10 protein-coding genes and 3 tRNA genes are annotated in these 13,020 nt (G+C 45.3%); 1 reads left to right on the top strand and 12 read right to left on the bottom strand.

Annotation, left to right across the window (positions count from 1 at the left end):
• Positions 1-33 precede the first annotated feature (33 nt).
• Positions 34-1,305: a CNNM domain-containing protein gene (locus L3V33_RS19770; protein ID WP_004735502.1), complete on the top strand. Its 1,272-nt coding sequence runs from the start codon at positions 34-36 to the stop codon at positions 1,303-1,305.
• Between the two features lie 203 nt (positions 1,306-1,508).
• On the opposite strand, the gene luxS is transcribed toward L3V33_RS19770, so the two are convergent.
• The 12 genes from luxS to L3V33_RS19710 all read right to left on the bottom strand — a co-directional run bounded on the left by luxS (position 1,509) and on the right by L3V33_RS19710 (position 12,860).
• Positions 1,509-2,027, bottom strand: a complete 519-nt coding sequence (gene luxS, locus L3V33_RS19765; protein WP_017079953.1) for an S-ribosylhomocysteine lyase — start codon at positions 2,025-2,027, stop codon at positions 1,509-1,511.
• 24 nt (positions 2,028-2,051) lie between these two features.
• Positions 2,052-2,702: a hypothetical protein gene (locus L3V33_RS19760; RefSeq protein WP_237291068.1), complete on the bottom strand. Its 651-nt coding sequence runs from the start codon at positions 2,700-2,702 to the stop codon at positions 2,052-2,054.
• A 10-nt stretch (positions 2,703-2,712) separates the two neighbouring features.
• On the bottom strand, positions 2,713-4,281 hold the full coding sequence (gene gshA / locus L3V33_RS19755) for a glutamate--cysteine ligase (protein ID WP_237291067.1): 1,569 nt from the start codon (positions 4,279-4,281) through the stop codon (positions 2,713-2,715).
• A gap of 99 nt (positions 4,282-4,380) precedes the next feature.
• Complete coding sequence (locus L3V33_RS19750; RefSeq protein ID WP_237291066.1) at positions 4,381-7,239, bottom strand: pitrilysin family protein; 2,859 nt, start codon at positions 7,237-7,239, stop codon at positions 4,381-4,383.
• Between the two features lie 9 nt (positions 7,240-7,248).
• Entirely contained in the window at positions 7,249-7,710 is a 462-nt protein-coding gene (locus tag L3V33_RS19745) for a YqaA family protein (protein ID WP_004735497.1), read from the bottom strand.
• A gap of 6 nt (positions 7,711-7,716) precedes the next feature.
• The gene (locus tag L3V33_RS19740; protein ID WP_237291065.1) at positions 7,717-8,670 is read right to left on the bottom strand and encodes an NADP-dependent oxidoreductase; all 954 of its coding nucleotides are present in this window, start codon (positions 8,668-8,670) and stop codon (positions 7,717-7,719) included.
• Positions 8,671-8,841: 171 nt separating this feature from the next.
• Positions 8,842-9,972 (bottom strand): sodium ion-translocating decarboxylase subunit beta, encoded by a 1,131-nt coding sequence (locus L3V33_RS19735; RefSeq protein WP_237291064.1) that lies wholly within the window; start codon positions 9,970-9,972, stop codon positions 8,842-8,844.
• Positions 9,973-9,981: 9 nt separating this feature from the next.
• Positions 9,982-11,763 carry a sodium-extruding oxaloacetate decarboxylase subunit alpha gene (gene oadA / locus L3V33_RS19730; RefSeq protein ID WP_237291063.1) on the bottom strand — a complete coding sequence of 594 codons (1,782 nt, stop codon included), beginning with the start codon at positions 11,761-11,763 and terminating at the stop codon, positions 9,982-9,984.
• Positions 11,764-11,794: 31 nt separating this feature from the next.
• A complete protein-coding gene (locus L3V33_RS19725) occupies positions 11,795-12,052 on the bottom strand; it encodes an oxaloacetate decarboxylase subunit gamma (RefSeq protein ID WP_010435831.1) in 258 nt (85 codons plus the stop codon).
• A 375-nt stretch (positions 12,053-12,427) separates the two neighbouring features.
• Positions 12,428-12,504 (bottom strand) — tRNA-Arg (locus tag L3V33_RS19720).
• Between the two features lie 101 nt (positions 12,505-12,605).
• Positions 12,606-12,682, bottom strand: a tRNA-Arg gene (locus L3V33_RS19715).
• Between the two features lie 101 nt (positions 12,683-12,783).
• Positions 12,784-12,860 (bottom strand) — tRNA-Arg (locus L3V33_RS19710).
• Positions 12,861-13,020 lie beyond the last annotated feature (160 nt).

The following is a 13,020-nucleotide window of genomic DNA, read 5'->3' as shown; positions in this document are numbered from 1 at the left end:
TAATCAAGATACACAAATAGGAAAAGAATAGTTTTGGACGACATATCAACGGGTATCTTATTTGCGCTACTCGCGTGTCTCATTGTAATTTCTGGTTATTTCTCTGGTTCCGAAACGGGCATGATGTCCTTGAACCGCTACCGTTTAAAGCATTTGGCCAATACGGGTCATAAAGGTGCCAAACGCGTAGAAAAACTTCTGAACCGCCCAGACAGATTGATCGGCCTTATTCTCATCGGCAACAATCTCGTCAACATTCTTGCATCTGCGATCGCGACTATTCTTGGTATGCGCATCTACGGGGATATCGGCGTAGCGATTGCTACCGGTGTCCTGACTCTCGTGATCCTCGTGTTTGCCGAAGTAACCCCAAAAACCATCGCTTCTCTGTTTCCAGAACGTGTCTCTTACGCCAGTAGTATCCTTTTGATGATACTGATGAAGGTACTGTCACCATTGGTGATATTGGTGAACTTCATTACCAACGGTTTTATTCGTATCTTAGGCGTCAAAGCCCGCCACGATGCGACCGACCACTTAAGCTCTGAAGAGCTGAGAACCGTGGTAAATGAAGCGGGAAGCCTGATACCTCAGCGCCACCAAGATATGTTGGTGTCTATTTTAGATTTAGAACACGTGACCGTGAACGACATCATGGTGCCTCGAAATGAAATCACTGGCATCGACATCAATGATGACTGGAAATCTATCGTTCGCCAATTAACTCACTCGCCTCATGGTCGTATTGTGTTATATCGTGACCAGATAGATGAAGTGGTTGGTATGCTTAGGTTACGAGAAGCTTACCGCTTGATGCTTGAAAAGAACGAATTCAATAAAGAGACACTGCTGCGTGCTGCGGATGAGATCTACTTTATTCCTGAAGCGACACCACTCAATATTCAACTACTTAAGTTTCAGCGCAATAAACAACGCATCGGTTTGATTGTGGATGAGTATGGCGATATCAACGGCTTGGTTACCCTTGAAGATATTCTAGAAGAAATCGTTGGTGAGTTTACGACCTCAATTGCACCAAGCTTATCTGAAGAGATCACACCGCAAAGCGATGGCAGCTTCTTGATTGAAGGCAGCGCCAATATCCGTGACATAAACAAAGGCTTGCAGTGGACACTACCTACAAATGGCCCAAGAACACTTAATGGTTTAATACTGGAACACCTTGAAGACATTCCTGAGAGTCACCTGAGTGTTCAGGTTGCGAGTCATCCAATGGAAATTGTTGAACTCGAAGAGAACCGTATCAAGCTCGTTCGCGTGTTCCCACAGATCGTTAACGGATAAAAGTGGTTTGCTGGACTGGGATAACTAAATGAGTAGTCACAAGCTCACATGCGACAACTGCTTAGCTCTAAAATACGTTGACGAAAAAGGCCCGGTTCATTGAACCGGGCCTTTTAGTATCTAACTCGCTCTGTCTCTAGAGTGAAATGTATCTAGAGTGAAGCGCTTCTAAAGTGAAAAGCATCTAGAGTGAAGAAAAGTGATTAGTCGATTTTAAGCTCTTGCAGCATAGACTCAGGCAATGCCAGTTCATCATTTTTGTTTACAGAGATACCAGCAGCAATAATCGCGTTGGCGATATCTTTCGCTTCATCCAAAGAGTGCATTGCCGCAGTACCACATTGATACTCGTTCAGCTCAGGGATCTTATTTTGATTCTCAACTTTCAGCACATCTTGCATTGCAGCCAACCAACCGTCTGCCACTTGCTGCTCTGAAGGCGTACCAATTAGGCTCATGTAGAAACCAGTGCGACAGCCCATAGGTGAAATATCGATGATCTCTACATCTGAACCGTTCAATTGATTACGCATAAATCCTGCGTAAAGGTGCTCGAGAGTATGGATACCTTTCTCAGATAGAATGTCTTTGTTTGGCGCAGTAAAACGCAGGTCAAACACAGTGATGGTATCCCCTTTTGGGGTTTGCATTGTTTTAGCTACACGAACTGCAGGTGCGTTCATGCGCGTGTGATCAACAGTGAAACTATCTAATAAAGGCATTGCTATTCTCCGTGACGGTTGGCTTTAGAAAAACCAACTTCTATTGTCTTCTAGTTCTTTACGACACTGTTTAAGCTGCCATCCATAATCTTTTGCTTGCTGTTCGACTTTGCGTGCCACCTTAATCAACGATGGTTTGCTGTTGTATGACTTGCGCTTATAACCACCACGGCCTTCATGATAAGCCAAGTACTGGTTATATGGGTCCCAAAGTGAAACCCCTAACTGACGACGCGTCTCGCTGGTGTACCAACCGATGAACATCAATGCATCATCAAAGTTGGTTCTTGAACCACCGTTATTGGTCGCCTTTTGGAAGTCTTCCCAAGCAGGGTCTTGAGCTTGTGCATATCCGTAGGCACTGCTCACGCGTCCCCACGGAATAAAGCCAAGAATGTAATCTTTAGGTGGGCGTGCATCATGACGATAGCTACTCTCTTGTTTCACAAAAGCCATCGCTACGTTGATCGGCGTGCCCCACTCTTCTTGCATATCGAGAGCATCTTCATACCACGACGGGTGTTCTCTGAAGATGCTACACAAGTTATCTTGCTGCTTTGGCGGTGGCGTTGCACATCCAACCAATAGGCTAGAGACAACACCAACAGTCACTACTGGCAACCATTTTCCACTTACGCGTTTAGGCTGGCCGAATAAGGCTTGCTTCCTTTCCACCAAAGTCTCGCTATGCTTTTAAATACGAAAAGTAATCCGTTAAGAAGCTGTCAAAATCTTGAGTGCTTGCTTCTTCACTTTGTTGCTGAGCAATAACAGAGCGTTGAACTTCCGCTTCCATCAACTCAGCTGAGTAAACTTTATATTGGTGTGCTTTGTGTTGCTGAGCGTACGTTTTTCCTAACGCACAACCCACTTTACCCAAGCCACCTAATTTTTTGGTCTCTTCTAGCAACTGGCCAGAAATGGTCAGCTCTGGGTTATCGATCCAAGTTTCAAGCGTATCGCACGTTTCTTGGTATGCACGACCACCTTGCTCAGCATCCATCAACTCAGCGATAACACGAAGATCTTTGAATACGCGTTTAGCCCAATCTTGCAGAGACAGTCTCTCGCCATCACAACCAATCTTGAGTTCTAAACCAACCTGACGACCTTCTAAGATCACCTTGTTCCAGTTATCGCGCCAGCATTCAAGTTCGCAGTTATCCATCTCAGCAGAGTCAGATAGAACACTCCAAGTTAAGAATAGATCGAGGAAGCGAACTTGTTGCTCATTGATACCAATTGAGCTGAATGGGTTTACGTCCAAAGAACGAACCTCGATGTACTCAACACCAGCACGAGCCAGTGCTTCCGATGGTTTTTCACCACTTTTCGCCACGCGCTTAGGGCGAATTGGCGCATAAAGTTCGTTCTCGATTTGAAGAACGTTAGTATTAAGCTGACGGTATTCGCCATCAACCTTAGTACCAATCTCAGCAAACTCTTCTGATGGCGTGCGAATCGCTTGGTTCAAACCTTCAAGGTACTGGTCTAGGCTGTTGAAGCCAATCTTTAATACGCTTTGAGCACTATTGGTGTAGCCAAGATCACTCAGGCGAAGTGCCGTTGCTTTTGGCAGATACAGTGTCTCTCCAACCTTCTCAAAAGGTAACTTTGTCTCTCTTCCTTTGATGAAAGATGGACATAGTGCAGGTGAAGCACCGAAGAAATATGGGATTAACCAACCAAAACGGTAATAATTACGAATCAAACCAAAGTACGCATCTGACTTAGCTTCACAGCGCGCTTCTTCTGTTTGCTCTCCAAACAGGCTATCCCAAAAACTTTCTGGGAAAGAGAAGTTGAAGTGAACACCAGAAATAATCTGCATCAGGCTACCGTAACGGCGCTTTAGGCCTTCACGATATAGCGTCTTCATTTTGCCGTTGTTAGAGGTGCCGTATTGCGCTAGCTGAATGTAATCTTCACTGCCTACGTAACAAGGCATAGAAAGCGGCCACATCTTTTCGCCATCTAACTTGGTTTGTGTGAAGTGATGGATATCAGACAACTGATTCAAAAGAGTCGGGACGTCGTTAGAAACAGGCGTAATAAACTCCAGTAGCGACTCGGAAAAATCGGTCGTTACCCATCCGTTCATCAACGCAGATCCCAAAGCCTTAGGGTGCGGCCCAGTAGCAAGATGCCCATCTTCCGTGTAGCGTAACGTTTCCCTTTCAACACCACGACCAAATTGAGAGAAGGTCTTAGGGTTGGTTGCAACTTGCTTTAGTCGCGCAGCAAAATCAGTCAAAATTCAGTTCACTTATCTTATATCGTTCTGATTAGAACTATCATAAATTAGGTTGGAGGAGAAAAATAGAGTCTTTTCCCTCCCCCTTTAATGTGTACTCTAACGAATGATTTCAAGCTCTTCTATTGGAATATCTAACTTTTCTAGTTGAGGACGAAGCGAAGTCGCATCACCAACAACAATTATTTGATAATCATTCGGGTCAAACCATTTCTTCGATAGCTCGTTTAAGGTCTCTTTTGAAACCGTTTCAACTATCTGATTACGCTGTTGTAGGTAATCTTCATCAAGGCTCAATGCAACAATATTACTCAACAATCCAGCCTTTTGACTTGGCGTTTCGTATTTAAGTGCATCTTGTTGACCGACGGCAAGGCGCATAAATTTCACCTCTTCGTCAGTTAATCCACTCTGACTAAATTCATTCAGCTCAGAGATAAACTCTTGAATCGATGGAACCGTCGCATTAGCTCTCACTTGAGCACTAAACACTACCGCACCAGTTTCACGCGTGCTGGCGAAGTAACCGCTCGCACCGTAAGTGTAGGCTTTATCTTCACGTAAATTCTGGTTGATACGGCTATTGAAGTTACCCGCTAAATTAAAGTTAGCCAACTGGCTCAAATACAACTCACCAGTCGCGTCGAAAGGTAAACCTTTACGCACTAAACGAACGATGCTCTGTGGTGCTCCTGGCTTATCCACTAGGTACAAACGTTGCCCTGAAAGCTCTTTGATGATCTGCGGACGCGTTAGTGGTGCCGCATCGCCTTGCCATTGTTCGAAGAATTGAAGCTGCTTGCTGACCTCTTTCTTCGAGATGTCGCCTACAATAACAATATTAGCCCCCTCAGGAGTATAGTGCTGACTGTAAAACAGTTTTACATCGTCTAAGGTTAACGATTCTAAAGAGGCCTTAGTACCATCACTCGCTCGACCAAAGATGCTGTTGCCAAACAAAACTTCACGTGTGGCTTGAGAAGCCATCCAGCTTGGTTGTTGATGCTGATAAACAACACCTTCAAGCATCTGCTTCTTCACGCGTTCGAAGTCTTGCTCATCAAACTTAGGCTCAAACAAAACCTCTTGTACGATCGCTAAGGTTTGAGGCAGGTTTTTCTCTAGCGTTGAAACCGAGATATCCGTGGTATAACTACCTGCGCCAATGCTAACGCTACTGCCAAGCTTATCTAAGGTCGCCTGTAGTTCTTCAACCGTTCGTTTAGTCGACCCCTCTTCCATCATCGAAGCCGTTAGGTTCGCTAAGCCTTCTTGCCCTTTACGAACATAGCGTTCGCCTGCAGGCAGTTGAATTTGTAGCTGTACTGTCGGCGTTTCACTGGTCACGGTACCAATCAAGTCAGTGCCGTTCGCAAAGTGCATGCGATACAACTCAGGCATGGTCGCTTCAACACCAAAGTTCACTTCTGGCATCACGCTGCGATCAAATGTGTTTGGCGCCTTTCTGAAATCCAGTTGGTCTTCCGTCACCTTGCTGTATTCAGGAAGGGTACGTACAGGTGTGGTAAAGGTGGCCTCACGAACCGCTAAATCGAGTTTTTTCTTAGGAACCACACTCAACGTAACCTTGTGCTTGCCTTCGATGAAATCTTGGTATGCCTTGCTTACGCTTTCTGGAGTAACCGCTCGAATTTGATCGAGTTGTGACTCAATGCGATCCGGCTGACCATAGAAGGTTTGGTTAGACGCGAGCTGCGAAACCTTGCCTTTAACACTTTGCAGTGCAAAAACTGCATCCGCTTCTGCCATACCAGTGATCTGGTCTAAACGCGCTTGTTCAACGCCCTCTTTCGAGAATTGATCTAAGGTATCCATCAGCTCTTTGTTTAGAATCGTCAAATCACCTTTTTCACCTGAATTACCCATCGCATACACATACATGGTACATGCAAGCTCAGCACAATCATGGAAAGATCCTGCACTCACCGCTTTTTGCGTTTTTACGAGGTTTTGATACAGGTAACTGTTGGTGCCAGAACCTAACACGTTGGACAGTGCATTCAATGAAGCCTGCGTCTCTTCACCACGATACGTTGTTGGCCATCCAACTAGCACCATCGGCTGACGAATATTATCTTTTAAGGTGATGTACTTGTCTTCAGTCAGCACTGCAGGTTGCTTCTCTGCCGCCTTAACTTCAGGTCCTTGAGGGATAGGGCCAAAGTACTTGTTAACCCACTCTAGCGTGTCATCAACGTCGATATCACCACCGATCGTTAACACGGCATTGTTTGGGCCATACCAACGTAAGAAAAATGCCTTAAGATCATTCACATCAACACGGTCTAAGTCTTCCACATAACCAATTGGTTGCCACGAGTACGGGTGACCTTCAGGGTAAAGCGCTTCACCCATGCGTTCCCACATTAAGCCATAAGGACGGTTTTCGTAGCTTTGCGCTCGCTCGTTCTTAACCGTACCTCTTTGAACTTCAAATTTCTTCTGAGAAACCGCATCTAACAAGAAACCCATTCTGTCTGATTCTAACCACAACATTTTTTCAAGTTGGTTAGAAGGAACGGTTTCAAAGTAGTTAGTGCGGTCACGGTTGGTGGTGCCATTTAACGAACCACCCGCTTCGGTGATGATCTTGAAGTGCTGTTGATCACCGACGTTCTCAGAGCCTTGGAACATCATGTGTTCAAAGAAGTGAGCAAAGCCTGATTTACCAATCTGTTCACGAGCAGAACCCACATGATAGGTCACATCAACATGAACAAGTGGATCAGAATCATCAGGAGAAAGAATAACGGTCAAGCCGTTTTCAAGCTGATACTTCGCATAAGGAATCACGACTTTATCTTTAGAAGGCTTAACCTCTTCTAACAGAGTGACGCCTTCCGGTAACGAGGAAAAGAAGGGTGTTGAGCTAGGTACATTGTAAGAACAGCCAGCAATGGCGATAAGAGAAAATGTACCAAGTAAAACCTTTTTCATAGGTTCTCCTTAGAAAAAACCGAAGTAGATAGCAGCAAGTAAGCTGTAGCGAGCGGCTTTGCCAATCGCTATCAAAATAACGCTAGGGATAAATTTCATTCTCAGCCAACCCGCAGCCAGACATAAAGGATCACCAATGATGGGTAACCAACTGAATAACAATGTCCAGTAACCATAACGGCTCAGCCAAGCCATAGCCTTATGACCATGCTTTTCAGATTGAGTTCGATTAGGCAACCACAAACCAATCCAATAGTTGGTCAGGCCACCTAAGGTATTACCAAGTGTCGCCAGCAAAATGATCGATGATGTTGAGAACTGATCTAAGCTCAATGCCGCAACCAGACTTGCTTCTGAACCGCCGGGCAGCAACGTGGCACTCAAGAAGCCACTAATAAAGAGTACCCACAGCGCCGAGTCAGAGAACCACAGCGCTATGTTTTCAAACAGAGAATTAAAAAACTCTAGCACTGCATATCAACCTTCTTGCATTTTAAGTAGTACCTTGCCTCTGGTATGTCCGGTTTCAACCTGTAAATGAGCTGACTGCGCTTCGTCTAACTGGTAGATACCTTGAATTTCTGTTTTGAGCAATCCGACACTGACCATGTACAACATAGTGTCCATTTGCTCTGGGTTTGGTTCAACCAGCATGCCTGATGCAGTAAAGCCTAATAATGTTGCTTTTTCGCAGATCAATTCAGCAGATAAAGTTGGGACTGTCACCACTCTTGCGTCATCTTTTAGGCACTTCAACGCATCGAGAGCGGTATCGCCACCAACCAAATCAATCAGCACATCGACATCAGAGACTCTTTCCGATGCTGGCGCAAATTTATAGTTAATCGCATGAGCGCCTAACGTTGCTAAGTAATCAAGATTCGCTTCACTACAAGTTGTGTAAACCTCGGCTTTCGCTGCCACGGCGATTTGAACCGCTAGATGACCAACGCCGCCGGCACCCGCTAAGATAAGTACGCGATCGCCCTCTTTCACTTCAGCTTTGTTGAGCGCTTGGGCTGCTGTTTGACTGGCTAATGGCAATGCTGCGGCCGCTTCTAGAGTCACCGAATCAGGAACCATGCTTAATGCCGCTTCTGGGACACACACATATTGGCTGTAACCACCACCTTGCAGTGGGAAACCAATAAAGCCGGCAACGTTATCACCAACAGTAAAACGCTCTGCCTGTTCGCCTAGGGTGACAATTTGCCCTGAAATGTCATAACCTGGAACCCAAGGCAGGTTATCTTTATTCTGGGCTGCAGCCCAACCTAGACCTGCACGGGTTTTAACATCAATCGGATTAATGCCCGAAAAGGAAACTTTAACCACGACTTCTCCAGCCTTAGGCTCAGGAATAGCACGGGTTTGAATACTGAGGTTTTCGACACCGCCGAATTGAGTAATCGCTATCTGTTTATTTTCCATTTCCACATTTCCTTGATTGATAAAAGCCCTAATGAGCAAGCACCCTAATTGATAAAAAGAAAGGGATGCGAAAGCATCCCTTTGACTATAAACCATTTAATAAGGCTAAGTTAACCGCTCATTCGTAAATTGACGACCAATTAACGTAACGATACGTGACCTAGGAACCTACTAACCCACTAGAGCTAATAGAATACCCGCCGCAACCGCACTACCAAGTACACCTGCCACGTTCGGGCCCATCGCATGCATCAACAAGAAGTTTTGAGGGTTTGCCTCAAGACCAACCTTGTTTACAACACGAGCCGCCATCGGAACCGCTGATACACCGGCCGCGCCAATCAATGGGTTGATGTCTTCTTTAGAGAAGCGATTAAGCAACTTCGCCATTAACACGCCACCCGCCGTACCAATACTGAACGCCACCGCACCTAAACCTAAAATACCCAGCGTCTCTAAGTTCAAGAACGTGTCCGCTTGAAGCTTAGAGCCAACACCTAGACCAAGGAAAATAGTTACGACGTTAATCAGTTCGTTTTGAGCTGTTTTTGAAAGGCGATCAACCACACCCGCTTCACGCATTAAGTTACCCAAGCAGAACATACCTACTAGAGGTGTTGCTGAAGGTAGGAACAGAATCGTCATCAGTAGTACAGCAAGCGGGAAAAGGATCTTCTCGGCTTTACTAACGTGACGTAACTGCGCCATCTTAATCTTGCGTTCTTCCGGCGTCGTTAGCGCTTTCATGATAGGTGGCTGAATAATAGGAACTAAAGCCATGTAGCTATAAGCTGCAACTGCAATGGCACCTAGTAGGTCAGGAGATAACTTACTCGCCAAGAAGATCGCGGTTGGGCCATCGGCACCACCAATAATCGCAATTGACGAAGCATCTGCCATTGAGAATTCCATTCCTGGAACATAGTTCAGCAAGATCGCACCAAATAGCGTTGCGAAGATACCAAACTGAGCCGCAGCCCCTAGCCATAACGTTTTAGGGTTAGCAATCAACGCACCGAAGTCCGTCATTGCACCAACACCCATAAAGATCAGCAGTGGGAAAATACCCGTTTCAATACCAATGTAGTAAACGTAGTAAAGCAAACCACCGGGATCAGTAAACCCAGCATTTGGAATATTTGCTAATACAGCACCAAAACCAATCGGTAATAAAAGTAACGGTTCAAACCCTTTACGAATTGCCAAAAACAACAATAAGCAACCGACCAGCATCATACAAATCTGGCCGAACTCAAAGTTAGCAATCCCTGTTTCAGACCATAAGGTCATCAATCCTTCCATGGTACTCCCTTACGCTAAGCTTAGTAGTGGAGCGCCTACAGTAACTGCATCGCCTTCTTTAACATTCAATTCCTGAACGATACCACCACGAGCAGCACGAACTTCCGTTTCCATCTTCATCGCTTCCAAGATCAGTAGCACATCGCCTTCAGCCACTTCAACACCTGGCTGAACGATAACTTTGAAGATGTTGCCTGCTAATGGAGCTGGAACTGCTTCTGCATCAGAAGCCGCAGCTGGTGCTACTTGAGACGCTTGTGCTGGTTTCGCTGATGGAGATACCGATGTCAGTTCACCTTGAGGGCCAACTTCAACATCATAAACTTGACCATCAACCTTCACGCTGTAGCTTTCAATGCTGCCTGCAACAGGCTGTGGTGCCGCAATAGGAGCTGCCGTTTCTGCAGTTGGTGCAGGTTCAAATGCTTCAGGGTTACGACGGTTCTTAAGGAACTTAAGGCCGACTTGTGGGAAAAGTGCGTATGTCAGTACATCATCAACGGTATCTTCAGCGAGTGAAATGCCATCTGATTTCGCTTTTTCTAAAAGGTCTGTCGTTAACGTATCCATTTCAGACTTAAGTAAATCAGCAGGACGACACGTGATTGGCTCTGCACCATCTAACACTTTCGCTTGCAGTTCAGCATCAACCTCAGCAGGCGCTTGACCATATTCACCTTTCAGTAGACCAGCAGTCTCTTTAGTGATGCTCTTGTAGCGCTCACCCGTTAGAACGTTGATAACCGCTTGAGTACCAACAATCTGAGAAGTAGGTGTTACCAAAGGAATGTAACCCAGCTCTTTGCGTACACGAGGGATCTCTTCGAGCACTTCGTCCATACGATCGGCTGCGCCTTGCTCTTTAAGCTGACCTTCCATGTTGGTTAACATGCCGCCAGGAACCTGAGCAATCAAGATACGTGAATCAACACCTTTTAGCTGACCTTCCCATTTCGCGTACTTTTTACGTACATCACGGAAGTAAGCCGCGATGGGTTCGATCTGATCAAGCTTAAGATTGGTATCACGCTCTGTACCTTCTAACATCGCAACAACCGTTTCGGTTGGCGTGTGACCGTAAGTACAGCTCATTGAAGAAATAGCGGTGTCTAGAATATCGATACCCGCTTCAACGGCTTTAACCGCTGTTGCTGTCGATAGACCGGTTGTCGCGTGGCTATGCAACGCTAGAGGAACGTCACACGATGCTTTGATACGTGTAATCAGCTCTTCCGCTTCATACGGCTTTAATAAACCTGACATATCTTTGATACATAGTGAGTGACAACCTAGATCCTCTAGGCGTTTAGCCAAATCAACCCAAGTATCTGAGTTGTGAACCGGACTGGTTGTGTAAGACAACGTACCTTGAGCGTGACCACCAACATCAATCGTTGCTTTCACTGCTGTTTCAAAGTTACGTACGTCATTCATCGCATCAAAAATACGGAATACGTCCATGCCGTTCTTATGGGCACGTTCAACAAATTTCTCTACTACATCATCCGCGTAGTGACGGTAACCCAATAAATTTTGACCACGCAGTAGCATCTGCATTGGTGTGTTTGGCATCGCTTTTTTCAGCTCACGCAAACGCTCCCACGGATCTTCTCCTAGAAAACGAATACACGAATCAAACGTTGCGCCGCCCCAAGTCTCTAAAGACCAGTAACCGACTTTATCCAGTTCTGCCGCAATTGGCAGCATATCTTCGATACGCATACGAGTAGCAAATAGTGACTGGTGCGCGTCACGAAGTACCACATCTGTGATAGCTAGTGGTTTAGACATGCTCATAAACTCCTTTTTAATCCTTTAAATGCTACTTAGCAGTAGACGCACGGTATTGATGAACCGCGGCCGAAATTGCTGCCACTACCTGTGGACTAACAGCTGAAGGGTTTGATTGTGATTTTTTAATTTTTTTAGGTGCTGCGATCGGCTCTGGTACTTCTTCTGGTACCAGTTTTGACATCAACCGAACGAGGTAAACTAGAATAGTTAGGAAAATAAAGACAACGGACATCCCCGTTATCATTAGAGTCGCCGCATCTCCTAGCAGGCTTCCAATATTAGTCATGTTGCTTCCTTTCTTCGTCATCCTGACATACGTGCAGGATTTCAGCGAATAGTGATCCCGACCCATGGATTATCTCGATTGGTAAAAGTTTGTCAATTTTGTTTAAGGTTCTGTTACGGATAACGCACACATAAGGTTAATTATTCGCCTATCAGATCACATAAATCTGTCAAATACGTCATTTATAGATATTTAAACTGTGACTTAAACGGGGCTTTTCTTAGAAATGATATGAGAAAGGTGGAATAACAAAGAAGCAATCAAGAATTACTTTAAATACAACAAGTTAAATAACGACAAAATTTAACATTATCGCAACAAATTTGCAGCAGACATAAAAAAAGCCTCGTATAAACGAGGCTTTCTTTAATAAGGTGGTGCGCCCTGGAGGATTCGAACCTCCGACCGCCTGGTTCGTAGCCAGGTACTCTATCCAGCTGAGCTAAGGGCGCAACGGTTTCGATATTAAATTGTTAGTTAAGGCAATAAAGCAGTTAAGACTATAAAGCAAAACTAAACGTTCAACATCAGGATTAGTGAAAATCCTAAATAGTGGTGCGCCCTGGAGGATTCGAACCTCCGACCGCCTGGTTCGTAGCCAGGTACTCTATCCAGCTGAGCTAAGGGCGCAACGATTTCGATATTAAGCTGTTAGTTAAGGCAATAAAGCAGTTAAGACTATAAAGCAAAACTAAACGTTCAACATCAGGATTAATGAAAACCCTAAATAGTGGTGCGCCCTGGAGGATTCGAACCTCCGACCGCCTGGTTCGTAGCCAGGTACTCTATCCAGCTGAGCTAAGGGCGCAACGGTTTCGATATTAAGCTTTCAATTAAGGCAATAAAGCAAAACTAAACGTTCAACATCAGGATTAATGAAAACCCTAAATAGTGGTGCGCCCTGGAGGATTCGAACCTCCGACCGCCTGGTTCGTAGCCAGGTACTCTATCCAGCTGAGCTAAGGGCG

Origin of the sequence: Vibrio sp. A2-1 (assembly GCF_021728355.1) — a bacterium.
Taxonomy (GTDB): Bacteria; Pseudomonadota; Gammaproteobacteria; order Enterobacterales; family Vibrionaceae; genus Vibrio; species Vibrio splendidus_K.
Note: the sequence above shows the minus strand (reverse complement) of the source record. Positions and strands in the feature narration are given on the sequence as shown.